This window comes from Christiangramia sp. OXR-203 (genome assembly GCF_034372165.1).
In the GTDB taxonomy this organism is placed as follows: Bacteria; Bacteroidota; Bacteroidia; order Flavobacteriales; family Flavobacteriaceae; genus Christiangramia.
The window spans coordinates 1,728,633-1,755,270 of sequence record NZ_CP139698.1 but is presented as its reverse complement, the minus strand read 5'-3'; the positions used below and the strand labels follow the sequence as shown (position 1 = coordinate 1,755,270).

Below are 26,638 nucleotides of genomic sequence, written 5' to 3'. Positions count from 1 at the left end.
TAGAAATAAAAATAGAAAAGCTCTTCTATTTTAGCTTTGATTTTAACGCATCGTTAAGCGTTATTTTTTCCTCATTCTTAAAGGCTACGATATAACTATCTGTGTATCCACTTTTTACTGCCTCGCTGTGCATTCTCTGGATCTTTAGATAATCTGAAGTTGCTCCATAGTAATACTTATAAAGTTTTCCTTCTTTCTCCCTGCTAACATTCTTCATACCTTTAAAATTATAAGGCTTAGTATCCAGTTTTTTTGAACCGGCCGCCAGCTGCACCCTAAACAACACATCTTTAAAGACCTGAGATTCTGGTAATACTCCTTCATCTACTGTTCCTTTAGGTTGACTTGCAGCTACTTGCTCCAGGGTATTTAAATTAATGGTTTTACTATAGTTGAGAATAGCATTGGTAATCGCCCGGGCCATATCGTCCTTCCCTCTTGAACTATTAAGATAAGGTCCCTCCTGGTTATTTGTAAGGAACCCAGTCTCTACCAGCACGCTAGGCATGTAGGTTTGATGTAGCACAATAAGTCCCATTTGCTTAACTCCCCGATTCTTTCTCTTCAATGTATTTGTAAATTCCTTCTGAACAAGATCTGCAAGCAAGATACTTTGATCCAGATATTCTTCCTGCATAATTGTAAGGCCTATGGTAGATTCAGGGGAATTAGGATCATATCCAGCATAAGTAACTTCATAGTTATCCTCGAGATAGATCACCGAGTTTTCCTTTTTTGCCACTTCAAAATTAGTCTCATTTCTATTAAGTCCAAGCACGAAAGTTTCGGTTCCTGAAGCTTGTGAATTATGAGAATTACAATGTACAGATACAAAAAGGTCTGCATTCGCTTCATTGGCAATTCTACCTCTCTCGAATAGTTCTACAAACACATCAGACTTCCTGGTATACACTACCTTTATATTCTTATACTTTTCAAGCTCGGCACCAATCTTCAGAATTATACTTAAAGCAATATCCTTCTCCTTAAAACCATTACCCATGTTACCAGGATCTTTCCCACCATGACCAGCATCCAGAACTACTACAAATTCATCCAGGTTAGGAGGGATCTCAGCAGAAAAAGTTACCGTTGATGTAATAAAGAAAAGGCTTGTGAATACGAAAAGATTAAGTAAGTTCGTTCTCATAGAAAGCTAACGCTTGTGTGGGGTGAATATTTTATTGCTATTTTTCCTGCAGTCTCAAAACTCAGCTAAAAAAATATATGTAATTTTGGATTTGCAAAAAGCACGCCAATCCGTACAAAAATAGCACTTAAAGCATTGCAAACAAATATCCCCAATACACTTTTTTGCTTAGTTTTCACGCTATTTATGACCTCACTTTTGCATGCGCAGGAGATTGGAAATAACTCGATCCCTGTTGAAAGTCAGAAGGATAGTATAGCTCCCACAGTTACACCTGAAGAGATCGCCCAGAACTTGCAGGTTACCGATACTGTTAAGCAGGATTCAGTCAAAAAGCCCCAGTTTATTACCGATGTTGTGGATTATAGTGCTAAAGATTATATGCGCTTGAGTCCAAAAGAAAATAAAATCTACCTGTATAACGAAGCAAAGATCGTCTATGGTGATATGACCATAGAGGCAGGACTCATCGTTATCGACAATAATAAGAATGAGTTTTTCGCCTATGGAATTGAGGATTCCCTTGGAGATTATATCCAAAAACCTATTTTCACCCAGGCGAACAGAAAAGTAGAGCCAGATTCACTTCGGTTCAATTTTGATACTGAAAGAGCTTTGGTTTACAATTCCCGAACCCAGGAAGCCGACTTTAATGTAAAAGGTATGGTCACCAAACGGGAAAATGATTCGGTTTACTTTATGAAGAATGTTCGGTTTACCACTTCTCAGGATGTAGATGACCCAGAGTATTTCTTCTATGCGAGGAAGATCAAGTTCGTACCTGAGAAGAAGATCGTGACCGGTCTCGTAAACATGTACATTGCAGATGTTCCTACTCCTCTAGGACTTCCTTTTGGTTATTTTCCATTAACAGATGAGGAAACATCAGGTTTTATTATTCCGTCGTTTGGAGATTCCCAGTATGGTTATAATCTTCAGAATGGCGGTTATTATTTTGCTATTAGTGATTATGTGGATCTATTAGCTTTAGGTAGTTATTACACGAACGGCTCTTACACCCTGGAATTTTCATCCAATTACGCTAACAGGTATAAATATCGTGGAAATGCGAGAGTAAGGTTTGAAAAGTTATTCACGAGCGAAAGAGGTTTCCCCGACTTTGCCGAGAGATCCAGCTATAACATTCAGTGGTCTCATAGCCAGGATCCAAAGGCTAGTCCAAATTCCAGATTTTCAGCTTCTGTAAACTTAGGGAGCAGCGAGTATTATGCCGAATCCATCAATCAAGCCAACACAGGAAATTACCTGAATAACGAACTAAACTCTTCGGTTTCATACAGTAAGACATTTCCCGGTGAACCTCAGGTGAATTTGAGTCTGGCCGCGCGACATTCTCAAAATACCAGAACTAATTCGGTAAATCTTAGTTTACCAACTCTACAATTGAGTATGTCTCGTATCTATCCTTTAGCTCCAGCTTCGGGTAGTAAAAAAGGTTTTATTGAAAATATTAATCTTCAGTATAATTTACGGGCAGAGAACCAGATCAATACTGCCGATTCCCTTTTTCTTACTCCGGCGATGTTTGATGATGCAAGACTGGGCGCACAGCATAGCATTCCGCTAAACACAAACTTTAAACTTTTCAAATATCTTAGTGTTTCCACAGGTACCAGCTATGAAGAAACCTGGGTTTCCAGAACTTTTGAAAGATCCTATGATCCTGTGCTGGATGATGTGGTGATCGACACGATCAAAGGTTTTGACTCTTATCGTACTTATAATTTCAATACTAGCCTTGGAACTACATTATATGGTAGGAAAACCTTCGGAAAGGATAAAAAAATACAGGCAATTCGTCATGTCATGAGACCCTCAGTAAGTTATAATATCAATCCCGGTTTTGATCGTTTTTACGATCAGTTTGTCCAGGAATCTGAAGATGAAAATGGAAATATCATTGAAGATATTGTTGATTATTCGAGATTTGACGGTACTTTATATGGAGCACCCGGAAGAAATTTTTCCAGTTCTTTAGGCTTCAGCTTAAGCAATACCATTGAAGCCAAGGTTAGGTCGAAAGATAGCACCGCGATAGAACCTGAAAAGATCACTTTACTAAATAACTTTAGTATAGGAACAAGTTATAACCTTGCGGGAGACTCCTTGCGCCTGTCCCCTATTTCACTTCGTGGGTCCATTCCGGTGATCAAAAATAAACTGGATATTAACTTTGGAGGAAATTTAGATATATACGCTCTGAATAATAATAACCGTAGGATCGACAAGCTGAATATTGAGAACGGCGGAAGCTTATTTCGACTTACTTCGGGAACAGTGAACTTTGGCTATTCTTTTTCTAACAAGGATTTTGAAGGCGTTGAAGAGGAAGAAACCGATGATATGGACAATGAAACCTATAGAAATGGTGGACGTCCTGATGATCTCTTCGGAACAGGAATGGGCGAAGATGGCCGTCTTTTCGATGAAGATCCTTTCGAAGGTGAAGAGGAGGAGAACGAAAATGGATGGTACAATTATAACATACCATGGGATGTTCGTGTAGCTTATGCTATGAATTATACGAATTCTGCCCGACAGAATACCGTATCTGCTCATTCATTAATGTTTAATGGAAATATAGAAATCGCACCAAAGTGGAAAATTGGGGCCAGCACCGGTTACGACCTTGTGAATAGCGGTGTTACTCCTACTCAATTACGTTTTCAACGTGATCTCGATAGCTGGTTGATGAGTTTTAGCTGGGTTCCATTTGGACCTAGAAAATCATGGAACTTCCTGATAAGGATAAAGGCAAGCGTCTTAAGTGATATAAAATACGAAAAGCGACGGGATCGAGATAGAACTTTATAAATACTGAGTTATGAAAAAGATTATTAAAACCAACAATGCACCGGCACCGATAGGACCTTACAACCAGGCAATTTTCGCTGGAGACACTCTATATATTAGCGGACAAATCGCAATAGATCCAGCAACCGGCGATCTAAAAACTGAAGATCTCGAAGCTGAAACTACACTAGTATTGGAAAATCTAAAGGCAATATTGACTGAAGCTGGTTTGCCCCTTGATCATGTGGTCAAAACTTCAATTTTTATAAGTGACATGAACAACTTCGGAAAGATCAACGATGTCTATGCAAAATATTTTGCTTCAGAAAATGCTCCGGCAAGAGAAACTGTGGAAGTTGCAAATCTTCCAAAGTTTGTAAATGTTGAAATTAGCGCGATAGCAGTTAGATTCTAACTACAGACCTCTAATTAAAAGTCTGGCAGTCGCAGGATTTGTCGCTAAGGGGATATTGTGTACGTCACATAATCTCATTAGCATAAAAATATCTGGTTCGTGAGGATGCTTATCCAAAGGATCTCTAAAGAATATGACCATATCTACCTGCTTTTCAGCAATCCTGGCAGCGATCTGAGCGTCTCCACCCAAAGGACCAGATAGTAACTTTTCTACTTTATAACCAGCAGCTTCGGTTTTGGCACCGGTAGTTCCCGTAGCTATGATCTTAATTTCCTTGGAATTCAGGATCTCATTAAACTGATTCAGAAATTGAACCATTTCAGGTTTCTTCCCGTCATGGGCAATGATCGCTATTGTCTTCATTAAGTTGAGAGTATTTCAGAAATACGTAAAAGATCTTTATTAATATTATGCTTCCCTTTTAATGCCTGGTCCAGGCTACAGCTTTCAATTTCATTATTCATCATTCCCACCATGAGGTCTCGCTTACCATCTAATAGAAGTTCGACAGCTTTTACACTAAGCCTGCTCGCCAGAACCCTGTCAAAACAGGAAGGCCTTCCTCCTCTTTGAATATGTCCTAGAACGGTTACTCGAGCATCGTAAAACGGGAGGTTCTCTTTCACATATTCTGCGAGTTCGAAAACATTCTTTCCTATTTTATCACCTTCAGAAACTACTACGATACTGGAAGTTTTTCCAGCTCTTCGGCTACGTTCCAGGGAATCCAATAGTCTATCCAGTCCAAGATCTTCTTCAGGAATCAAAATTTCTTCAGCTCCAGCGCCAATCCCGGTATTCAAGGCAATAAAACCTGCATCGCGACCCATCACTTCCACAAAGAATAGTCGGTTATGGGAACTTGCCGTATCCCGTATCTTATCAATAGCTTCGATAACTGTATTCAATGCCGTATCGTAACCAATGGTATAATGAGTACCAAATATGTCATTATCGATAGTTCCTGGTACACCAATTACTGGAAAATTATGCTCCTGACTGAATACCTGACCTCCGGTAAATGTTCCATCACCTCCAATAAGGATCATAGCGTCTACTCCTTCTTTTTTTAGATTGGCAGCAGCTTTAGCCCGTCCTTCTTTGGTCATGAATTCCTTGGATCTTGCCGACTGTAATATCGTTCCACCCTGATTGATGGTATTACGTACGCTACGCGCAGTTAATGGAATGCTATCTCCCGCAATCATTCCCTGGAAACCACGATAGTATCCAATACAATCAACATGATAATATGCACAGGTTCTAACAACCGCTCGAATTGCAGCATTCATTCCCGGAGAATCTCCCCCGGAAGTCATCACCCCAATTTTTTTCAATTTCTTACTCATTGGTAATTTTCTTAATAGATTAAAACTACAAACTAAATTTTTAGAAGCCAATCAAATGAACTTCCAGATTTCAATTATTTCTGAAGCTTGAGCTTTATTCATTTTCTTCTTCAGATTTGAAATTCATAAAAGCTGGTGCAGTTGATGGGGACGCAGGATCGTTTTCTTCTTCTTCTGAATCATCAAAAACCTTCAATAGTAGTACTTGCTATCTTCCTTATCAACTCCTTAAAAGTATCAAAATCCACGTTATAGGATAACCCGACTCCCTGCGTAAAACCTATCTCCTCACCAATAAACTGAATGTTGTTTTCCCGGTTAAATACTGAAGCCCTTAAAGTACCATCTGCATTTAAGAGAAAATCAATTTCCAGATCTCCGATTATAACAGATTCTGTCACTCCTCCAATAGGAACTCCCACCTGACCATTGATCAAAACACGATCTGAGATCTGGGTGGACAACGTCAAACCAAACCTATCTACGGTTTGCTGATCTGGAGTGCGGTCACCCTGTACATAATTGACACCTACCTGGAATTTACCATCATCATCAGCAAAAATATCGTTTACGATACTGGAAGCTCTTTCAGCAAGGGTCCCGTAAATCGCGGCGCCTCGTAATCCAAACTCACTATAAAACGTTCCCTGTGTAACCAGGAATAAAGCCTGTAATTCGGTAGTAGCCCTATCATCTATACGGTACTGTAATTCAGATTTGACGGTAGAGCTAGCACTTGGAAAGTCAATTGAAAAGCCAATCTCAGGCTGTGCAATTTCCCCCTGTAGATTAATAACCACATCTACAGGAATCTTTCGATTAACCGATGGGTTTTCCAGCAAAACTGCGGGATTCGCGTTCAATGAGTACACGGCGCTTACATCCAGTTGGGCATCCATAGGATCTCCATCCCAATTTATACTTCCTCCAGACTCGACCGTAAAAACCTTTTGAACAAGTCCGGCATATTTAAAATTATAAACTCCTTCATAAACAATAAAATCTCCCCACATATTGAATTTACCATTGGTATTGATCTCCAGAAGTAAGTTCCCGGAACCTCTACCACGCAATGTACTTCCGCTGGTCTGGTCCACTACAACTTCAACTTCAGCATCATTGGTAATATCAAGATCAAAGACCAGTTCAAGACCTTTTACTTCGGGAATTTCAATCTCTTCTCCCGCAAGACGCGCTGCTTTCTCTTCAGGACTTAAAAATCTTATAAAAGAATTATCTCCAACAGATTCAGTATCACTTAGCGGAATCTTAAAAACCGTCCCTCTTTCGGTAGCCGCATTCACTTCTATCACCAGTTCATCTGTAGGCCCCATGATCGAAGCTTCTCCATCAATAAATGCGGTTCCATAATAGAGGGCATCCTCATCGGCTTCAGTATCCAACACTAAGATCCGGTCTGAAACCAGCGTTAGATCCAGAAACCATTCAGAAAAATTACGATGCGATATCAAACCATCCAGTGTTCCTTTCGTATTGAACTTGGTGTCTACAATATCGATGTTATCAAAAACAAATTGCTGCTGGGTAAGATCTATCTCTGCATTTTCTTGGAAATCTAGATCTACATTCAAATAAGGGATTCGTAATCCGGCTTCAGCTAAAGATAAAGATCCTGAGAAATCAGGATTTTTGTAATTCCCGGTTACAAAGGCTCTTCCAGTTGCAAATCCTCTAATATCTGTTAGAACATCTGCTCCCAAAGGAGTAAATACACCCATGTTGAGGCGATTCATATTCACTTCAAGATCTATCCTTGGTTCGCTGCCATTTACATTGATATCGCCTATGGCAGATAAGGATTCGATACCTTCCTTCTCAAGTTTAGCGTAAACCGAATAGGTACTGAGATCCTGGTTTCCGCTTACATCAAGTGCCAGATTACCCATCACAAGATCGTTTACCTCAAATTGATTGATATTTAAGTTCGAGACCGGAAAATAAGCACCATCCTCCTGGAGCAGTTCGAGATCGCCGTTGAGTATCCCGGCAAGGTCGAGACTATCTATTTCCGGGGTGATCTTTCCAATATCCACCTCACTAAACTTCATTTTAAAGTTTTTAAAGGTGCTATCACGCATATTTCCGCTGAGTCGAATTTGTTCATTCTTATGACTCATAACAAGCGAATCGATCTGCAGGTCACGAAAACTATTATCAAAAACTATTTTATTACTACGATCGCTATTTTCATTCAGGTACCAAACCTTGTTTTTGAATTTAAAATCTGATTTCTGTATTCCAACTACAGACTTACTGTTTTCGTTTATCGTATGAAATAGATTCAGATTGAATTCATCAGAATTATTCTTTCCACCTTTAAATTCTGAACGTATGAACAGCGTGTCACGCTGAGTCACATTAATGAAACTGAATTCTGAAAATTTATAAAGATCGGTGGAAACGCTATCGGCTTCAAAGAAGGTATTATAGATAGGATTCGTATTGTCAACCTGAAGATTAATGTCTTCAGCCATATTCTCAAAGAAATCGATTCTTGGAGACCTGAAGGTTAATTTAAATTCAGATTCATCAGACTCCACCCGACCTCGAATAAATGTATTAGGAGCCAGTTCAATTTCAGGATAAAAAACTTCGACGATCTGGTTATAAATATCGAAATCGAACTCCATATACTGGTTCGTCGTGATAGTTTTAGGTTTGTAGTTAGTGTAAATACTACCTATGGAATTTTCTATTAGTGCACCAACTTCGTTGACTTTAAAAATACCGCTTACCTCTCCATTTATAACATCTGGGGAATTGATCGTAATAGTTCGAACAGGGCCATCAAATGTAGAAGCTATATTAAGATCATCGAAATAATAAAGATCGTTCTGGTTTTTATACGACGTGTTTAGAAGCAGAATATCTCCAAATGCATTATCAACATTCGTTCCCTGCATATTCATGATCACATCACCCTTGAAAACTGAAACCGTATCTCTATTCACAAAATTGAGCGCGTATAGGTCGGCATATCCTACGGAAGCTTCAAAATCATACACATTGGTTTCTTCTGAAACATCGGCCAGACCATTAAATTCCATTTCCAGGTTAGGATCATTCGACTTGAAATAACCATTAAAAAGAGGATTCCGAAGATTCCCCATAATCTGGATATCGGAATAAGCATAATTATTGAATTCCAGTTTAGCAATGGTTCCTTTCAACTGCGTATTCAGGTTTTCCTGGTCCAGACCTCTCCCGTCAAAGTCGATATCAAAACTTGCTTTCCCTAATTGAGTATTACCGATCAAACGACCTAGATTAAAGTTCTTGAAGATCAGTTTACCCTTATAACTTGAGGCTGCAGAGTTATTGAAATTATTAAGTTCAAAATCTGCATCTGCAGATCCCAGTTGTGTGGCTATCACAACATCTGCATCCAGAAAGCCGTTCGTCACCACCGTATTTCCTTTGATATTCACATTACCAAAATCCCGAAGAGTTTCAGGCAATTGGCCCTGAAGCGCTCCCGGCAGGAAGTTGATCATATCATAGTAGTTGGTATTGAAATCTGAAAAACTCCCATCTAATTTGAAAGAATTCGGCTCATCTGAAAAAGAACCAACAACCTGGAAATTCCCATAAATCTCTGTTCGATCAAGACCCTGAAGTCGGAATCCATCTAACTGAAAATCATTTAAAGTACCGGTAAGTTCCGTCTGGAACTTTACGAGTTGATTCTCTCCAAAACCATCATAAAATGTAATAAGATCATTAGAGTTTAAGATACTTTCCCGAAACTTCGCTTCTACCTGTACTAGATTTTCAAAATCTGAAAAATCTGATAGGTCATATTCAAAAGAAAGATCGGCATTAACCATAGATCCCGGTGTTTGCAAGATCATGTTCTGCAGACTCATCCGGTTTGGATCGTAATGAAATAACGTAGAAAGCTGATCTATCTGAATCCCGCGATGCTCGTAGCCGCGTAGCATTCCAATATCGATATCTATATTAGAATTAAAAATCCTTAGTTCGTTTGCATAAATATTAAGATCATCAACGACCAGAACATCAGAGCGATCAAGGTTTTCATCTATGAAACTATAGCGACTGTTCGTGATCTGTACATCTTCCGCAGTAAGATTAAAATCCTTTGGGTCCCCTGTTGGTTCCTTCTGAAGTTTTTGAATAAGTATACCCAGATTATCCCTGTCTTCACCTTTATACCTGCGCATATGCATGTTCAGGCTATCAATTCTTGTATCTCCCAGTTCTGGAGCGTTACTCATAAGCTTAGAGTAGCTTAGAATAGAAGAACTAATTTCTTTAGCCGTAAATAGCGTATCCTCACGATGATCTTCTACATAAATATCATTCAAAAGAATATCTCCAAAATAACTAATAGAAACACGGCCAATATTTACATTGACATCACTATTTTCCTGAAGAGAATTGGTGAGTTTTCTTGCTACTGAAGTCTGAACAGCAGGAATGGAAAACACGATCAATAAAATAATGAATAACAAAACAAGGGCAACCACTGTTTTCGTTAGTATTTTCCAGAATTTTTTGATACGTTTTTATGTTTTAACTTTGCGACTAATTTACAATATCTATTCCCAAATAAATCTGATGGCTGATCATTTAATAAACATTCTCGCTATAGAATCTTCCTGTGATGATACGGCGGCTGCCGTACTCTCCAACGGTAAAATTCTATCCAATATTGTCGCAACTCAGGAAGTACATAAACAATATGGTGGAGTTGTTCCAGAACTTGCATCACGAGCGCATCAACAGAATATAGTTCCGGTGATTCATCAGGCTTTGGAAAAGGCAAATATCGACAAAAAAGATCTCTCTGCAATTGCATTTACAAGAGGTCCGGGACTTATGGGTTCTTTGCTCGTAGGCACCTCTTTTGCCAAGTCACTCGCAATGGGTCTGGATGTTCCTTTAATCGAGGTTAATCATATGCAGGCACATATCCTGGCACATTTTATCGAAGAAGAAGGATTTGACAAGCCGGAATTTCCATTTCTGGCTATGACCATAAGTGGCGGACATACCCAAATCGTGAAGGTTTCAGATTATTTTGATATGGAAGTTATTGGTGAAACCCTGGACGATGCAGTTGGTGAAGCTTTTGATAAAAGCGCAAAAATATTAGGACTACCCTATCCCGGAGGCCCGTTAATAGATAAATACGCCAGAGAAGGTGACCCAAAAGCTTTTCAATTTACTAAGCCGAAAGTTGATGACCTGAACTTCAGTTTTAGCGGTTTTAAGACAGCTGTGTTATATTTTATTCAGAAGAAAACAAAAGAAGATCCTGAATTTGTCGAGAAAAATCTAAAAGATATTTGCGCCTCTATTCAATATACCATCATAGGAATTTTAATGGATAAATTGAAAAAGGCAGTAAAAAACACCGGGATCAACCAGGTGGCGATTGGTGGCGGAGTTTCTGCAAATAGTGGAATACGCCAGGCTTTGGTTGATGCTGAAAAAAAATGGGGCTGGAAATGTTTTATTCCGAAGTTTGAATACACGACAGATAATGCTGCAATGATCGGGATCGCTGGCTATCACAAATACCTACAAAAAGATTTTGCCGATTTTTCGGTAACCGCGCAATCGCGATATAAAATATAATATGCAGCTATTTTACAATCCAAATATTTCAGAAAACGATAAACAGGTAATTTTTCCGAAGGATGAAAGCAGGCATATTGTAAAAGTATTGCGGAAAACTGAAGGTGACGAGTTAAGCATTACTAATGGAAACGGGATGTTATTTAAGGCTCAGATCATACTGGCTGATGTAAAACAATGTGTTGCAAATATCAGTTCTTTTGAAAGTCAGCCAGCACCACCCTATTATTTACATATGATTGTTGCACCTACGAAGATGAACGATCGCTATGAGTGGTTTCTGGAAAAAGCGATGGAGATTGGTGTGCACGAAATTACGCCGGTTATTTGTGATCATAGTGAACGCAAAACCGTCAAACTGGAACGTTATCAACGAGTGCTATTGAGCGCTATGAAACAATCCCTGCATATGCATTTCCCAAAATTGAACGACCCTGTTAGTTTTTCTGAATTAATGCAGACAGAAATGCAAGGTATGAGATTAATTGCTCACTGCGAGGATGACGAAAAGAAACCCTATCTTCAGAATAAATTGAAGGCCAATAGCACTATCAATATTTTAATTGGTCCTGAAGGAGATTTTAGTTCCAACGAGATAAAAACTGCGATGAAAGAAAACTGGCAGCAAATAAGTCTTGGAGAAAGCAGATTACGGACTGAAACTGCAGCGATTGCAGCATGTCACACAGTCGCACTCATCAATCAAAATTCATGAAAAAGTTCGCATTCGGAATTCTCTTTTTAATGCTGGTATCGTTTAAGGTAAATGGGCAGGAAATTGCCGTTCTAAAATATAATGGTGGTGGAGATTGGTATGCGAATCCAACTGCCCTACCTAATCTTATTAAATTCTGTAATAAGAACTTACAAACTTCTTTAAATGAAAAACCGGAAACTGTAGAGCCAGGAAGCACTGATATTTATCAATATCCGTTTATGCATATGACCGGACATGGAAATGTGGTATTTAGCGAAGTTGAAAAAGAAAATCTCAGGCAATACTTATTGAGCGGCGGATTCCTGCATATCGATGACAATTACGGAATGGATGAGTATATCCGGCCTTTGCTAAAAGAATTATTTCCCGACCAAAATCTTCAGGAAGTCCCCGCGAACCACGAAATTTTCAGGAATCAGTTCGAATTTCCTAACGGACTGCCAAAAATCCATGAACATGATGCGCAAAGACCTCAGGCATTGGGAATCTTTGAAAACGGCAGATTACTGATTTTATACACCGTAGAAAGTGATCTTGGTGATGGCTGGGAAAGTCAGGAAGTTCACAATGACCCGGAAGAAATTCGGCTAAAAGCATTGCAAATGGGAGCAAACATCATCAAATACGCATTCGAAAACTAGCTATGCAACTTACTCACGACACCACGAACTTCGAGAACATACAATTTCCAGTAATTTTGCTGTTAGACAACATCACAAGTGAAGCAAACATTGGCAGTATCTTTCGCCTTGCCGATGCTTTTGGAGTTGAAAAACTTATTTTTCATGGAACCGTTCCAAATCTAAACAGTAACCGATTAAAAAGAACAGCCAGAAATACACATACTACAGTGGATTTTGAAGTTTACGAAGATGCCACCCAAGTGATTAGCGATCTTAAAAGCAACGGCTATAGAATGACTGCGGTCGAGATCACCTCAGAAAGTAGGCCTATCTCAGAGTTTAAACTTGTGGCTGAAAATATCCTTTTAGTAGCCGGAAACGAGAGGCACGGCGTTTCCGAAGAAATTTTAAAAAACTGTGACTCTGCATATCATATCGAGATGTTTGGAAAAAACAGTAGCATGAATGTCGCCCAATCACTGGGAATTGCTTTGTATGAAATTACAAAAGTGGTGCGCAGTTAAGTAAGAAATAATATATTTACGCTGTGAAAGCAAAAGAATTCGCGAACGGTATATTACGAGCAGTAGGTATCATGATTGGTATCGTCCTGGCGCTCTATTTTCTATGGGAAATCCAGTCGGTAATCGTTTATATCGCTATAGCCGGTATCATAGCACTAGTTGGTAGACCTGTCGTAATTTTCCTTCGGAATAAGCTGAAACTCCCCAACCAATTAGCTGTAATTACGGTGCTTTTGCTGGTCCTATCCATCTTTGTAGGTATTATTTTTGTTTTCGTTCCTATTATTATTGAACAAAGTAAATATTTAGGACAGATTGATATTGAAGCTTTTAAGAGTGACCTGAATGATCTAAACGATCAGGTCAATAATTATCTGGGAGTTAACGAGTTAAACTTAATTGAAGGTCTTAAACGAAGTGAGTTTGTACGAAATTTCGATGTTGGTCTAATTCCGCAATTCTTAAATAATGTCTTCGGAATACTGGGAACAACCATGATTGCTGTCTTTTCGATAATTTTTATTTCCTTTTTCTTTCTGAAGGATTCCAAGTTAATGTTGAATAGTATTCTTGTTTTTGCCAATCGCGGTGAAGAAAAGAAATTTCAAAGAGTTTTTAATAAGATCAAGGTACTATTAAGTCGATATTTTGTAGGATTAACTATGCAAATTGCAGTATTGTTCTTCCTCTACTCCATTTTACTTAGTGTCTTTGAGATCAATAATCCTATTGCCATCGCTTTTATTTGCGCGTTCCTGAATCTTGTTCCATATCTGGGACCACTTTTAGCAGGAATTTTAATGGCTTTGTTCGTGATATCCAGTTTTCTTGGTGCAGATTTCAGTAGCGTCATTCTTCCAAGATTGATTTACGTGATGATGGGTTATGCAATCTGTCAACTAATAGATAACTTTATTTCACAGCCCATGATATTTGGAGCTAGTGTAAAATCCCATCCACTTGAAATATTTCTTATTATCCTAATTGCCGGACTTATGTTCGGGATCGCAGGGATGGTAGTCGCAGTTCCTTTTTATACCGCGCTAAAGGTGATCGCTAAAGAATCTTTAAGTGAGTACAAGATCGTGAAACGATTAACCAGAGATCTATAATTAGATGCTTCAGGAGGCACTTTTAGAGAAAGAAATCCAAAGTTTTATAAGAGAGAATCAGAAGAAGGACCTACCTGCTCTGATCTTAAAAGGTAGCCCTTTCGACCATATCAAAATTCAGGATATCGCAACGCAAATAAAAGGCATACGCATTGCAGAAAAGAAATTTCCACTTTTTTTTAATAACCCGCGAATACTTTATCCTCCTAAACTTAATCTGGAGCAAACATCATCTCAGATCACTGCTGAATATAAATCAGGATTAATAGAAGGTTCTTCTGGGGCCGATCTTACCGGAGGCTTAGGTATAGACACCTTTTTCCTGGCAAAGAAATTTGACAGTTTTCAGTATTACGAAATGAATAAAGAGCTTTCTGAAATAGCTGATCATAATTTCAGAGAATTAGGGGCTTCAAATATTAGAGTCAATTACGGAGATAGCCTAGAATTACTAAAGCAAACCAGCCAGAAATTTGACTGGATCTATGCAGATCCTGCAAGACGTGATGAACATGGCAGTAAAGTCTACCATTTATCAGATTGTACACCAGATATTCCAGAAGAACTCGATTTCTTACTTGAAAAGTCTGATCATATTCTTCTAAAAACTTCCCCCATCCTCGATATCACAGCAGGACTCCGTGAACTTCATTCTGTTAAGGAGATTCATGTCATTGCGGTTAATAATGAGGTAAAAGAGTTGCTTTGGCTAATTGAAAAGAACTGGAAATCTGCTCTTAAACTGACTACCATCAACTTCCAGGGAAAAAAGGTGCAAAAGTTTAGTTTTGACACAGAGATAAAAACCTTGAATACGGTTCTATCCAAACCTTTAAATTATCTCTACGAGCCGAACGCTGCGATCATGAAAAGCGGATTATTCACAGAAATCAGCACTACATTTGGAATTCCAAAACTGCATGATCATTCTCATATCTATACTTCGGAAACACTGATTAAAGAATTTCCTGGACGTCAATTTCAAATAACTGAAGTTAAGAGTTTTAAAGACAAGAGGCTAAAGAAAAGATTGAAAAATAAAAAAGCTAATATCACCACCAGGAATTTTCCAGATTCAGTAGAAAATATTCGGAAGAAATACAGAATTCAGGATGGAGGAAGTGATTACATCTTCTTTACTACAAACCTGGAAGATGAGAAAATCGTAATTTTTGGTAAAAAGGCAAAATTAACGTAGATCGTAAAAGATTTTTGGCTTCCTACTATTAGCAGGAAATTTAAGATACTGAAGAGTTTTAGAATCTTCTAAGCGAATCTCAGGCAATACATTCAGGAATGCTTTTAGATGCTCCTTCAGACTTTCAATTTCCCTGAAACTTTCCGGAATCAATATTTTAAGTCGGTCAACACCATTTTTATCCAGAGAAACTTCAATGATGAAATTTTGGAGTCCATTAAACCTGTTTAATATTTCAATGATATGCTGTGGATAAAGACTGGTCCCTTTAAGTTTTATCTTTTGTTGCTTTCTACCAATTACTGGTCCTAACCGTCTTCCTTTCCTGCCGCATTCACAAGCTGTATCTGTATAAGTTAACATATCACCTGTGGCAAAACGAATAAGCGGCATACTTTGCACGTTTAGTGGTGTAACTATCAGCTCTCCTATTTCACCTGCCGCAACGTGATTGCCATCCTGATCAAGGACTTCAGTAAAAATAAGGTCTTCCGGGACATGATTGCCCTTATGCTTGTAACACTCTGTAAAGGCAGTAGCCATCTCGGTTGAAGCATAAGTAGAAAACAACTCAATGTCCCATAAGGAAGAAATTTTTTGACCAAGACTATTCAGCTCAAAGTTGGAAGTTCGCAGGGGTTCACCAATACATATTGCCGACCGAATAGATGAGTTTTGATAATCAATCTGATTTTCTTCAGCATATTGAATGAGTTTCAGAAGGAAAGAAGGAACAGCTATAATGTATTCTGGTTTAAATCTAAAAATACTTTCCCATTGTAATCCCGGCAAACCACCTCCGGTTCTGATCGCTCCAGCACCTAATTTTCTAAGACCTAGAAAATAAGCCATTCCGGCCATAAATCTTCGATCCAGTGTTGTGGTGATCAAAACTTTATCCTGCCTCGTAATTCCGGCAAGTTTAAAAGAACGGGACTCATTCTCAGCTAGCCTTTCGAGATCATACTCATTAAGATAGTAGGAAACCGGCTCACCAAGAGTACCGCTTGTGGTAACATGATCTATAATCTGTTCCTGTGGAATGGAGATAAAATCCTCATTATATTGCTGAAGTTGTTCTTTGGTAGTTATAGGTAATTTTGAAAAATCTTCATAGCTGGTGATACAATCGACTTGTACGCAATGCTCCTGGAAAACACGCTGATAGAATCTGGATGTTCTGAATGTATAGCTCAGCTGCTGCTGAATTCTTTGCCACTGCTTTTTTCGATCTGACTGCTGCACTTCTAATTAAATTTTTCCGGTCGATTTCATGATCATCTTCTCAACTTCCCTTAAATCTGGAATGGTCGTAATTTCTCTTTTTCGGGCTTGTTTAAAATGAATTAACGCGTTTTTGTAATCCTTATTCTCATAATAGATCCTGCCTGCCAAATACCACGCCTCCCAAAAATCTGGATTAAGTTGCACAAGTTGTATGGCACTCTCCTCACTTAAAGGTTTATCGCCATTCAAGTCACGTTTAACGTCGTTTTCTAGTGCTCTAAAGGCTTCGTAGTCTTGATATTCCTGGGTTTGAAGAAAACTGCTTGCTGGTATATTAAATTCCTTCGTTGACACTGAGCTCGATTTAATGCCCTTCTCGTAATCTGCGAAAACCTGGTTTAGATCATAATGTATAAATTCTCCCATCTGGTAAGGATTTGAGCTTACCCAAACCTTTCTTTCCGCCGGTTTAAAAACGATTCCGTGATGCGCTAAGAGCTGGTTAATTGCTTTTTCATTGCCCATTCCAATCGACTGCTCGTCCAGACCCTGCCGATTTCTAAGAATCTCAACCGCCTTAAATGGATTCAATTTGTCCTCCTCATCGAGCAATTGCTGCATTCGGTCGTAACGGTACTGAGTGTGACCTTCCTCACGGGTTAGCTTATTCTTCTTATCATGAGAATAGGCTTCACTTTGGAAATGATTACTACAAACTAGTTGATCACGATTCTCCACTTCATATACTCCAAAATTACCCGGCGAGACTTCAATCAAAACTGTTCTTTTTTCATCTCCACTTCCAACCATGATAGATTCTGAAACAAACACTTCACGATTTTTCGCAATGTCAATTGCCTCTTCAATTGTACCGGCATATTGCAAAATTTCCCTTGCCAACAGACTAATGGGAGTTTTAGCAACCAGCGGCATTCTGGATTTTCCAGCATTGATAGTTACAGTAATGCCCTGCATGTTCATTCCACTTAATGCACCTATCATCCCGCCCCAGGTATACATCATAAACTTATGACCTTCTTCGGGCTTCACAAATGCTGCGATCTTTTTTTCGCCAAAATCGTCACCTGCATAAAAATCAAAATTCCTACCTATTAATAATTCTCCATCGCTGGTTTTATCGTCCCAGGCTGCAAAACTTGTGCATCCCACCAACATTAGATCCTGTAAAGCATGTCCAATATCATGAGCTCCATGAAAATAAAGCATCCGAATATAAGCAGGTGCGAAATCATCATACTTTTTCAGGCCATACCTCGAAACCCCATATATCTCCTGTTTATATTCTTCGGAAACATGGAGGTACAGTTTTCGGTTAAACCAACTAACAAAAGTTTTTAGAAATCCCCGATAATCTTCTGAAGGTACCATTTCTTCAAGCTTGGACATAAAGGCATTTTCCTGGTGATGTATGAGCTCCCGGCCAAGACTTCCATGAGCAACTCCTCTTTCCAGGGCATTTCCTTCAAGATACATTTCCCATACGCCAAGATCGTTCCGGTAGAGCTGGTTATTACCCAAACTGTATAGACTATCTGAATGTTTAATTCTTGTGGTATCAATTTGTTCAAAACGGCTAAGATCTGGCTTGTGCTCCATAGACTTTTTGATTCCGCAGGAATTGAAAACTAATAAAATGAGAAAATGTAGAATAAACCTATTCATCTAAGTCAGTTTACGATAAATTAGAATATCATTCTGTCGATACGTAAGTTCAAAATTTTGATCAAGCAACCAGCGAGTTTTCATTTCAGAATCCAGAAATACCATCATTTCTGCACTTTTAGAAAGATCTTTGAGCAATGATGAATCCTGAATATCTCCCTGGATTATATAATTATTAAGCAAAGGAAGTTCCTGAGCACTCTCAAGAATATGGATTTTATCATTTCGCAATCTATAAGCATTCCTTGCCGCTACTCTTTTTGATTCATCCAATTCCAGGCTGTATACTTCGGTTTGAGGATACTTGATCTTGATGAATAAAGGTAAGATCCCTATTCCAGAATTCAGAACTAGGATATCATCCACTTCAGCAAGATAACGTGATATCTTTAGAAACTTTTCTCTCTGTTGCCTGAATTCAGCTTTAGCTTCAGAATAAGTTGTGTGATAGCGATAATGCTTCAGAATTGCTTCTTTATGATAGAGTTTTTCAGAAATAAAGTTTTTCTTATTTCTTCTGAAGGATAATGAACCAAATTGCTGAAAGATCAATTTTCGGAACAAACTACGCTGAAGTATAAAACTTACCGAAACCGCCGTAAGGACTCCGATAATTGAAACAATGGAAATGGATCTCAGAGCCGGATGTTTAGCGAAAATCAAAGCACCTATTCCTAGCAATGTTGTGATAACCGACAGAATGATGGATGCCTGATAGGTTTTTAATTCAGATTTACCAGTTTCATATTCTTTGAGGCACGAATTAGTAATAAAAATGCTGTAATCAAGCCCGAGACCAAAGATAAAACTCGAAATAATGATATTTAAAATATTAAATTCTATCCTGAAAAAATACATAATTCCCAGGGCACAGATCCAGGTGATCGCGATTGGTAGCAAGGTGATCACACTTAGAAGCAAGTTCTGATAAAATACCAGGAGTACCAGGAAAACTGCCACTACTGAAGCGAGAATTAGGATATTAAAGTCGGCTTTAAGATCTCCTAAAAAGTTCTGATTGATCGCCTTTCTGTCCAGTGCTACAACTCCTGGAACATTTTCGAAATAGCTAATAAATCTTTCAACCTTATCTGCTGGTAAATTAACGCTGCTCGAAACCGTTGAAATTTCAGAATTATGAGATACAAAATCCTGCATGTAAAGTGAACCAGCCAACTCATAATCCTTGAGACCTATACTTGAATAATTTTTATCGAGCACTTGATCGAAATTGCTAAAACTATTCGATTTAAATCCAAAGCTTTCTGAGATCTTTTGAATATTATTCTTTACCAAATCCTGTTTTTCAGGAGTCCAGAAGCTGTTCCATTGTTCGATACGAGATTCCTGGGTTTCGGTAGAAAGCACTACTCCTCCAATACTGCTGAAGTTTTCAATATCACCTTCATTTTCGAACCTTTTGAGATCCTGGTATAATTGATTATTCCTATACAAAGCTTCATCCAGGGAGTTTCCGTAAGCCACCAGTAAGATCGTTTTCCCAGATCTTCCAGCAAGCCCTTCCAGTTCTAATTCTACCTTTTTAATATGTTCCGGCTGAAAATTAAGTTCCGATAGATCTTCATTAAATTCAACTTTACTGAAGAAGAAAAGAGATACTACAAATAATCCTGAAAGCAGGTATACCAAAGGTTTAATTCTGGAATAATCCAGGCTTGAGATCCTGTCCAGAAAGGTTGTCTTTCTGGACAGGATCTCTGGTTTATATAGAAAAGGAATAAGCACAAGGGCGAAGAAAGAAGAAAATAATACACTTAAACTTGCAAATATTCCTAGATCATGCAACGCTTCACTTTTTACTAAAACCAGGCACATAAATGCGATCGCCGTGGTGAGACTGCTCATAATGACTGGCTTCGAAATATCTTTATACAGCTTTTCGATATCTGAACTATTTCGAAGATGCGTTAAAATATGCAAGGAATAATCCAGCGTAATACCCAGAAGAATTGCGCCAATTCCCAGGCTTATAGCCGAAACTGATCCCTGTAAAATATAAAGAATGGCAACAGCCGTGATTCCGGCAAAAATACTGGGTAGAAATAGCAAAATTGGAACATAAAATTTCCTGTAGTAGACCACCAGTAGAATGATCAATACCGTAATCGCAATCATTACAGTAGTTCGAATATCCTGTTTAATTTGCTCTGCATTGGCTACCGAATAACGGAGTCCGCCGAAATAATCTCCTGTGATAGTATCGTATCGAGCATTTAGCGAAGCAATTTTAGCTTCCAGTTTTGATGTGAATTCCTTATTCCTGTTCGATTCTGAAGCAGGATAGACTGGATCTATAAAGAATAAGATATTCTTTTGATCCTTAGTCATAATATAGTTCTGATATAGCACGTACTGGTCTCCAACCTGCAATTCCTGCAAACGTGCCAAACCAAGACTCGTAATATTAAGAGGATCTGAGAGAAAATAATTTTTAGTCACAAACCCAGTGGGTGAAATCAATTGCTTATATCCAGATTCGATACTTGCAGCTATACTGTCTGCCTCGATCTTATGATCAATTATAGCGTAATCCTGTTCATTTAAAAAGATTGGTAAATTAGACTGAACGAAATTATAGATCTGTTTGATGTCCTGTTCCGGAATTTTTCCTTTGACACCCGCAACATGTTCTGAAAGCTCTGAGTTTAAGAACTCAGATATTTCATTGGCATAAGAAACCAGGCTATCCCGGTCTGTATTCTCTTCAGCTTTTACCCGAAAAATGATCTTATCCGAAAACTTCGATTCTTCCAGAATGGTTTTAAGCAGATCCTGATCATTTCCAGACGGCACTAGTTTGGTAATATCCTCTTCTAACTGAATGCCTGTAGCGAGAAAGGACATGAGGCCAAGATACAGAACTGCTATGGTCAACGCCAGGCCTTTATGCCCATCCAAGAATTGATAAAGTTTCAGAAATAATTTAGACATTAATTATTTGCTGGTTGTTTGGGTTTTAGAATGGAAAACAGACTGTAAAATAAGATCCACGTAAGTGCCGCACTAAAAATGGCGAGGACTATGCTACCAATTAAATACTGAGTTAAACCGATAAAAAGATCTTTTCCTGAATCAAAATTTTCCAGGTTTAATTGCCAGTCAAAACCATTCCCTGAAACAAAATTTCCTAACTGATAACTTAAATAAAGAATTGCAGGAATAAAAGGTGGTATACTTATATTGCTAAATAAAAAGGCTATAGCCTTATTAACTTTTAGTAAGGCTGCTAGAGTAAATACTAGTAGTGTATGCAAACCCCAAAATGGCGATATGCCAACAAATACACCTAATGCAATGGCGGCTGCTTTTCTTTGTGGAGAATCCTGATCTCTAATGATATCCTCTCTAAAAAACCTGCTAATACCTTTTCGCTTGAATTCCCGATATTTATTCCTTGGATGGATGTAAAAGAAACTGATCAATACAAAATACATGTATAAAAACACGATACGAAGAATATCCCAAAATGGACGAAAATGAGTCACCCGCTCTTCTGGATCGTAGTGAACCCTTATAGGTATATTTTTTACTTCTACTTTTTTCCAAGCCGACTTTACCAACACCTCGATCTCTAATTCAAATTTCCAGGTGATCAGTTTTAATGAATTAATAAGTCGAACGGGATACAGTCGGTAACCACTTTGAGTATCCTTTAATTCCTGGGCGGTTACTACCAAATACCAGAAACTTGAAAATCTATTGCCTTTACTACTTTGTCCAGGGATACCAGCCTGCGACATATTTCGATCTCCTACCAGCAAAATTTCTGGGTCACCGGTATTTCTATTTTCAAGCTCCACAAGGAACTTCTCCAGATCTGCCGGATAATGTTGCCCATCTGAATCTATTGTGATCGCATACTCGTAAGTCTTCTCCTCTGCTCTTTTAAAACCTGTTTTTAAGGCAATACCTTTACCTCTGTTTATATCATGCAACACAATATCGAGGAATTCAAAATCCTTCAAAATCTCATTGGTGGCATCCGTCGATCCATCGTTAATGACGATAATATTGCTGGTATAAGTAACTAATTCGGTTAGGAAACTACGAAGCGAATGATCATTGTTGTAAGTAGGAACAATAACACAGCAACTTAATGCATCAAAACGCTCTTGAAGAATAGGCATTGTACCCAAATTATTGGCTTTAATGCAAAAATATCATTTAAATAAAGAGTATGGGCTTGCGCCAGCACAAATTTATATCACCTCGTAAAGCGCATTGATCTTAGTAATAATACCGGTTTCACTTTTTGCGATTCCTTTAAGCTCGTAGTAAGCTCCCTGCTTTTCCAATTTTGATTCTAGAATAAGCTCATCATTATCTGTAGGATCAAAAACAGCAGTAAATTTCACATTACTAGCTCTCTTAAGACTAAGGTTTTCTTCTGAAATTCTTTCTGCTTCCTCCTTAAATAACTGCATGAGCACAACTCCCGGGGTTACCGGTCTTCCGGGAAAATGTCCATTGTAAAGTTCATGCTCCGCATTGATCTTCAGGCTTGTTTTCGTGAAATCATTCTCTTTTACAGACTTGGTAATTGTATAAAAATCTTTCAAAACTTGTTATTTAAGTTGGAATACCGAAGCAGGTATCTTCTGATTGGTCATAAAATTACTCATTTTAATTTCTGTATAATCACCTGAAGGTTCCATAAGCTTCACTTTTTCAATATATTTTTCGACATTAAAGAAGATCCATATTTCAGAAAACATTTCAGCTAAATTCTCATCCATTGGAGTAACCGTAACTTTTACAAATTTTCCCTCCCTGGCAAAGTCTGTTTCAAACAATTCATCCATTTCCAGAATGCGACCGTTAAAGCTTCCTGCAACAAGTTCTCCCATTTTTTCGAAAAGTTCGCTGTTTCCAGTATTCATTTTCCTGGTCTTACCGTCCACCGTGATATACAAACTCGAATCTTTGAACAGCAACTCATAATCGTAAGGAGAAGTATAAGACCATTTAAGTTTCCCAGGAGAAGCATACCAAATATGACCATCACTTTCTATGGTCTTTTCCATGGTTTTCATAAACTTCAGCTGCCTGAAATCTGCCTGAAGATTTTCTATGGTCTTAGCTTTACTGGAAACCGACTCTTTAAAAGCTTTAGCTTCCGAAGTAGAGAATGTCGCATTCTGAGCGAACAGCTGGCAACTAAATAGTATAAAAATAAATTTAAGAATACGCATCGATATCAAGTAAGTGATCTGGCCTGATTGCCTTTAATTTTTTCTGCTTCAAAAATACCAATAACTGTTCCAACACTTTGCCGCTTTGAGGGATGTTATCGTGTAAAAGTATTAGATCTCCAGCTTTAAGATCTTTTATAATTCGCTTATATATCTTATCCGGCGAGTTGGTTATCGCATCATAAGGTCGTACACTCCAACCTATGGTAACGTGACCGGTAGCCAGAATTGCCCTGGAAACCTTGGGATTGATAACTCCAAATGGTGGCCTGAATAATTTCGTTTTTAACCCACCTACTTCCGTGGCAATACGGTCACATTGCTGAATTTCAGAAATGATCGCGCGAGTTGAGAGAAAACCGAATTTTCGTGAATGTGAAAAGGTATGATTACCCACCACATGACCTCTATTTATGATTTCCCGATAGATTTCAGGATGTTCCGCTATATTTTTACCAATGCAAAAGAACAATGCCTTTACCTCGAATTCATCCAGTATATCCAGGATCTTTAAAGTATTTGGATGCGGACCATCATCAAAACTGAGTCCTATTCCATCCCTTCCCACTGCGGAATGTATCGAATTCTGAAAAAAATTGAAACGAATATTTGTGGACAGTATAAGGATCGTGCTAATGTATATCACCGCCACCAGCAGAATGAACCATCCAGACCAGTACCCATTTAGAGCACCCAGAACGCTTCCAAGCAGTATAAAGCTGAAGATGATTCGAAGAATTTTATATTTCAAGACTTTCCAGTAAGATGAATCCGTGATTTCTACCAAGATATTGGTTAAAGACCAAAATTCGGTTGAAAGTTGAAGCCGACTTTGAATTTATCCTGAATTTCTTCGGAATTAGTTGATGTTGAAGGATAGAAACGCCCAGTGCACAACCAATAGCAGAAATAGAATTGTTATCTCCGGTAAGTGATTTGTAGCCAAGCTGTGGAACATTACTAAAAATACCTTGCTGTAGTTTTTGATAATAAGTATCAAACCTGATATCTCCATTGTTCCCAAGAACGATTGCGTCAATTTGCTTCGGAATCAGTTTATTCTCATGCAGAAAATCAATTACTTTTTCTTCAATTTCATCAGGCTGGACCTCATTAAAAATTTTAACCGCGCTACAAACTGCCAGTGAACCTGAACTTTTTTCCCTGGAAATACTGAAGAAAGCAGCACTTTCAGAAATAATGGTTCCCGGAGTATTTGAGTTTAGTAGGTCTGTATTTGTAATTTCCTCTTCTTTAATTTGACCGTCAAGCTTTTGAAAACCGGTAAATTTCACTGAAGTTTCATCTACGGCGCCAATGATCAAATTCTGAATTTCAGGATTGAGCTCAAACTGCATTTGCGCATCCAGTAGGCAACTTTCAAAGCTCACTGAATTTTGAGTGTAAGTCATATTATAACCAGTGCATTTCAGAAAAAGAGCGATCTGTCCACTCACCGTATTGTGGGTAGATTGTATAAAGGAAGTAGGTGTGAGTAACTGCTCCTCACTTTCCTCTATTTGTTGCATGAACGTTTCGGTATCCTGCATACAACCCTGACCTGTGCCAACAAGAATCGCATCGGGACTTTTAATACCAGACCTGGAAAGCGCTTGCACTGCACTGAAGATCCCCATTTTCACTGCTTTAGACATTCTTCGCAGCATCATGGGTTTGATCAATTCCTTATAATTACGTGCACTGGCTTTTAAGATATTTCCCTGGACTTCCAGAATTTCTTCGGAAGTTAGGAAATCTTCCGGCTGTGCTACAATGGTGGAAACGCTGTTGATGTAAAAGCTACGCATGCTTACTGAAGATTAACGAGGTGCAGTTACCACCGAATCCGAAAGAATTTGACATCACATGATCCAGTTTGCCGTGTTTCTTTTGAGTAACCGGAACCAAACCATTTTCCATCACATCCTGAAAATTAAGGTTGGCAAAAAGCTGCTGATTCTGTAACGACAATATAGAATAAATAGCCTCTACTGCTCCAGCGGCTCCTAAAGTATGACCTGTAAAAGCTTTAGTTGAGCTGAAGTCAGGAACTTCATTCTGTGCGAAAACACGCTTTAAAGCATTGGTTTCGGCGAGATCATTATTCTGTGTGCCAGTGCCGTGAGCATTGATATAATCGATCTGGAAAGCATTTAAATTTGCCGATCTTAATGCAGCGGTCATCGCTTTGTAAGCGCCTTCCCCATTTTCTGAAGAGGCAGTTTGGTGATAAGCATCGTTTGCATTACCCGCTCCTGAGACTTTGGCTATTACTTTCTGGCCAGAACTGTTACTTTCAGCTTCAAGAACCAGATATGCAGCTGCTTCCCCAAGGTTGAGTCCATTTCTATTTATATCGAATGGCCTGGCTGGTTTTTCTGATAAAATTCGAAGAGAATTAAAGCCATTGAGTGTGAATTTTGTGAGACAATCACTTCCTCCCACGATCACTTTACTGAATCTACCCGACTGAATCAACCTTGCCCCATTCATGATAGCATTTGCAGAAGAGGAACAGGCAGTACTGATGGTCGTAATATGTTCTTTAATCCCAAAATATTCCGCGATCTTTTGGGTGGTATAACCTGGATGTTGCGCTTGTATATAAGTTCTTAAAGCAACATTTTCACCAAATTGATCGAAATATTCCTCGGTTTTATCGATTCCTCCCACACTGGTTCCAGATACAAAAGCTGTATTTTCTGGATCAGGTTCGATATCTGTATTTTTAAATATTTCAGTAATAGCTTTTATCCCGAGTAAGGAAGCACGGGTGATCCCGGAGTTAGCAGAGAGATTTAATTCGTCCAGTAATTCAGCATTGGAAAGTTTGATCTCGCCAACAGGAAATTGATGTTTTGTTTTTAGGATAGCGGGTTTTGATAATCCGTGAACATTACTTTGTAAAGAATGAAGATTAGCCGTTACGCTCGAGCCAATGGCAGAAACAATGCCCATCCCGGTTACGACTACAGTTTTCATAA

The 26,638-nt window shown here is 38.5% G+C and carries 21 protein-coding genes; 8 read left to right on the top strand and 13 right to left on the bottom strand.

The features are described 5' to 3' along the window. Positions 1-25 precede the first annotated feature (25 nt). A complete protein-coding gene (locus T8I65_RS07970; protein WP_322300193.1) occupies positions 26-1,150 on the bottom strand; it encodes an N-acetylmuramoyl-L-alanine amidase in 1,125 nt (374 codons plus the stop codon). A 186-nt stretch (positions 1,151-1,336) separates the two neighbouring features. Here T8I65_RS07970 and T8I65_RS07965 point away from each other — a divergent pair, with 186 nt between their 5' ends. Continuing rightward, positions 1,337-3,985 carry a putative LPS assembly protein LptD gene (locus T8I65_RS07965; RefSeq protein WP_322300192.1) on the top strand — a complete coding sequence of 883 codons (2,649 nt, stop codon included), beginning with the start codon at positions 1,337-1,339 and terminating at the stop codon, positions 3,983-3,985. A 10-nt stretch (positions 3,986-3,995) separates the two neighbouring features. Further along, positions 3,996-4,379, top strand: coding sequence for a RidA family protein (locus T8I65_RS07960; protein ID WP_322300191.1), 384 nt, complete (start codon positions 3,996-3,998; stop codon positions 4,377-4,379). Here T8I65_RS07960 and T8I65_RS07955 read toward each other — a convergent pair whose 3' ends face one another. The 3 genes from T8I65_RS07955 to T8I65_RS15750 all read right to left on the bottom strand — a co-directional run bounded on the left by T8I65_RS07955 (position 4,380) and on the right by T8I65_RS15750 (position 10,203). Continuing rightward, positions 4,380-4,745, bottom strand: coding sequence for a methylglyoxal synthase (locus T8I65_RS07955; protein WP_322300190.1), 366 nt, complete (start codon positions 4,743-4,745; stop codon positions 4,380-4,382). It abuts the gene before it with no gap. Then, positions 4,745-5,731: a 6-phosphofructokinase gene (gene pfkA / locus T8I65_RS07950; protein WP_322300189.1), complete on the bottom strand. Its 987-nt coding sequence runs from the start codon at positions 5,729-5,731 to the stop codon at positions 4,745-4,747. Before pfkA ends, T8I65_RS07955 begins: the two co-directional genes overlap by 1 nt. A 182-nt stretch (positions 5,732-5,913) precedes the next feature. After that, positions 5,914-10,203 (bottom strand): translocation/assembly module TamB domain-containing protein, encoded by a 4,290-nt coding sequence (locus T8I65_RS15750; protein ID WP_416173195.1) that lies wholly within the window; start codon positions 10,201-10,203, stop codon positions 5,914-5,916. 130 nt (positions 10,204-10,333) lie between these two features. On the opposite strand from T8I65_RS15750, the gene tsaD reads away from it, so the two are divergent. From tsaD to T8I65_RS07915, 6 genes are read left to right on the top strand one after another with little or no spacing between them, the layout of a single operon-like run. Continuing rightward, complete coding sequence (tsaD, locus tag T8I65_RS07940; RefSeq protein ID WP_322300188.1) at positions 10,334-11,356, top strand: tRNA (adenosine(37)-N6)-threonylcarbamoyltransferase complex transferase subunit TsaD; 1,023 nt, start codon at positions 10,334-10,336, stop codon at positions 11,354-11,356. Position 11,357: 1 nt separating this feature from the next. Further along, a complete protein-coding gene (locus T8I65_RS07935; protein ID WP_322300187.1) occupies positions 11,358-12,071 on the top strand; it encodes a 16S rRNA (uracil(1498)-N(3))-methyltransferase in 714 nt (237 codons plus the stop codon). Beyond that, positions 12,068-12,715 carry a DUF4159 domain-containing protein gene (locus tag T8I65_RS07930; RefSeq protein ID WP_322300186.1) on the top strand — a complete coding sequence of 216 codons (648 nt, stop codon included), beginning with the start codon at positions 12,068-12,070 and terminating at the stop codon, positions 12,713-12,715. Before T8I65_RS07935 ends, T8I65_RS07930 begins: the two co-directional genes overlap by 4 nt. 2 nt (positions 12,716-12,717) lie before the next feature. Continuing rightward, on the top strand, positions 12,718-13,221 hold the full coding sequence (locus tag T8I65_RS07925; RefSeq protein ID WP_322300185.1) for a TrmH family RNA methyltransferase: 504 nt from the start codon (positions 12,718-12,720) through the stop codon (positions 13,219-13,221). A gap of 23 nt (positions 13,222-13,244) precedes the next feature. Continuing rightward, a complete protein-coding gene (locus tag T8I65_RS07920) occupies positions 13,245-14,333 on the top strand; it encodes an AI-2E family transporter (protein ID WP_322300184.1) in 1,089 nt (362 codons plus the stop codon). Positions 14,334-14,337: 4 nt separating this feature from the next. Next, entirely contained in the window at positions 14,338-15,531 is a 1,194-nt protein-coding gene (locus T8I65_RS07915; RefSeq protein WP_322300183.1) for a class I SAM-dependent methyltransferase, read from the top strand. On the opposite strand, the gene T8I65_RS07910 is transcribed toward T8I65_RS07915, so the two are convergent. The 9 genes from T8I65_RS07910 to T8I65_RS07870 all read right to left on the bottom strand — a co-directional run bounded on the left by T8I65_RS07910 (position 15,523) and on the right by T8I65_RS07870 (position 26,636). Further along, positions 15,523-16,776 (bottom strand): phenylacetate--CoA ligase family protein, encoded by a 1,254-nt coding sequence (locus T8I65_RS07910; protein WP_322300182.1) that lies wholly within the window; start codon positions 16,774-16,776, stop codon positions 15,523-15,525. The genes T8I65_RS07915 and T8I65_RS07910 overlap by 9 nt on opposite strands. Before the next feature lie 6 nt (positions 16,777-16,782). After that, positions 16,783-18,441, bottom strand: a complete 1,659-nt coding sequence (locus tag T8I65_RS07905; protein ID WP_322300181.1) for a C45 family autoproteolytic acyltransferase/hydolase — start codon at positions 18,439-18,441, stop codon at positions 16,783-16,785. After that, entirely contained in the window at positions 18,442-21,393 is a 2,952-nt protein-coding gene (locus T8I65_RS07900) for an MMPL family transporter (RefSeq protein WP_322300180.1), read from the bottom strand. Next, positions 21,393-22,589, bottom strand: a complete 1,197-nt coding sequence (locus T8I65_RS07895) for a DUF2062 domain-containing protein (protein WP_322300179.1) — start codon at positions 22,587-22,589, stop codon at positions 21,393-21,395. The genes T8I65_RS07900 and T8I65_RS07895 overlap by 1 nt, the downstream gene beginning before the upstream one ends. Positions 22,590-22,661: 72 nt before the next feature. Continuing rightward, complete coding sequence (locus tag T8I65_RS07890) at positions 22,662-23,021, bottom strand: hydroxymyristoyl-ACP dehydratase (protein WP_322300178.1); 360 nt, start codon at positions 23,019-23,021, stop codon at positions 22,662-22,664. Between the two features lie 6 nt (positions 23,022-23,027). Continuing rightward, positions 23,028-23,654, bottom strand: a complete 627-nt coding sequence (locus T8I65_RS07885) for an outer membrane lipoprotein carrier protein LolA (RefSeq protein ID WP_322300177.1) — start codon at positions 23,652-23,654, stop codon at positions 23,028-23,030. Then, positions 23,641-24,405, bottom strand: a complete 765-nt coding sequence (locus tag T8I65_RS07880; protein ID WP_322300176.1) for a polysaccharide deacetylase family protein — start codon at positions 24,403-24,405, stop codon at positions 23,641-23,643. The genes T8I65_RS07885 and T8I65_RS07880 overlap by 14 nt, the downstream gene beginning before the upstream one ends. Continuing rightward, a complete protein-coding gene (locus tag T8I65_RS07875; RefSeq protein ID WP_322300175.1) occupies positions 24,395-25,462 on the bottom strand; it encodes a beta-ketoacyl synthase chain length factor in 1,068 nt (355 codons plus the stop codon). Before T8I65_RS07875 ends, T8I65_RS07880 begins: the two co-directional genes overlap by 11 nt. Next, a complete protein-coding gene (locus T8I65_RS07870) occupies positions 25,455-26,636 on the bottom strand; it encodes a beta-ketoacyl-[acyl-carrier-protein] synthase family protein (RefSeq protein WP_322300174.1) in 1,182 nt (393 codons plus the stop codon). Before T8I65_RS07870 ends, T8I65_RS07875 begins: the two co-directional genes overlap by 8 nt. Between the last annotated feature and the right edge of the window lie 2 nt (positions 26,637-26,638).

Excerpts from the sequence above, each read along its gene's own strand:
- T8I65_RS07970 (WP_322300193.1), bottom strand. The coding sequence starts at position 1,150 with ATGAGAACGAACTTACTTAATCTTTTCGTATTCACAAGCCTTTTCTTT.
- T8I65_RS07965 (WP_322300192.1), top strand. The coding sequence starts at position 1,337 with ATGACCTCACTTTTGCATGCGCAGGAGATTGGAAATAACTCGATCCCT.
- T8I65_RS07960 (WP_322300191.1), top strand. The coding sequence starts at position 3,996 with ATGAAAAAGATTATTAAAACCAACAATGCACCGGCACCGATAGGACCT.
- T8I65_RS07955 (WP_322300190.1), bottom strand. The coding sequence starts at position 4,745 with ATGAAGACAATAGCGATCATTGCCCATGACGGGAAGAAACCTGAAATG.
- pfkA (WP_322300189.1), bottom strand. The coding sequence starts at position 5,731 with ATGAGTAAGAAATTGAAAAAAATTGGGGTGATGACTTCCGGGGGAGAT.
- tsaD (WP_322300188.1), top strand. The coding sequence starts at position 10,334 with ATGGCTGATCATTTAATAAACATTCTCGCTATAGAATCTTCCTGTGAT.
- T8I65_RS07935 (WP_322300187.1), top strand. The coding sequence starts at position 11,358 with ATGCAGCTATTTTACAATCCAAATATTTCAGAAAACGATAAACAGGTA.
- T8I65_RS07930 (WP_322300186.1), top strand. The coding sequence starts at position 12,068 with ATGAAAAAGTTCGCATTCGGAATTCTCTTTTTAATGCTGGTATCGTTT.
- T8I65_RS07925 (WP_322300185.1), top strand. The coding sequence starts at position 12,718 with ATGCAACTTACTCACGACACCACGAACTTCGAGAACATACAATTTCCA.
- T8I65_RS07915 (WP_322300183.1), top strand. The coding sequence starts at position 14,338 with ATGCTTCAGGAGGCACTTTTAGAGAAAGAAATCCAAAGTTTTATAAGA.
- T8I65_RS07905 (WP_322300181.1), bottom strand. The coding sequence starts at position 18,441 with ATGAATAGGTTTATTCTACATTTTCTCATTTTATTAGTTTTCAATTCC.
- T8I65_RS07900 (WP_322300180.1), bottom strand. The coding sequence starts at position 21,393 with ATGTCTAAATTATTTCTGAAACTTTATCAATTCTTGGATGGGCATAAA.
- T8I65_RS07895 (WP_322300179.1), bottom strand. The coding sequence starts at position 22,589 with ATGCCTATTCTTCAAGAGCGTTTTGATGCATTAAGTTGCTGTGTTATT.
- T8I65_RS07885 (WP_322300177.1), bottom strand. The coding sequence starts at position 23,654 with ATGCGTATTCTTAAATTTATTTTTATACTATTTAGTTGCCAGCTGTTC.
- T8I65_RS07875 (WP_322300175.1), bottom strand. The coding sequence starts at position 25,462 with ATGCGTAGCTTTTACATCAACAGCGTTTCCACCATTGTAGCACAGCCG.
- T8I65_RS07870 (WP_322300174.1), bottom strand. The coding sequence starts at position 26,636 with ATGAAAACTGTAGTCGTAACCGGGATGGGCATTGTTTCTGCCATTGGC.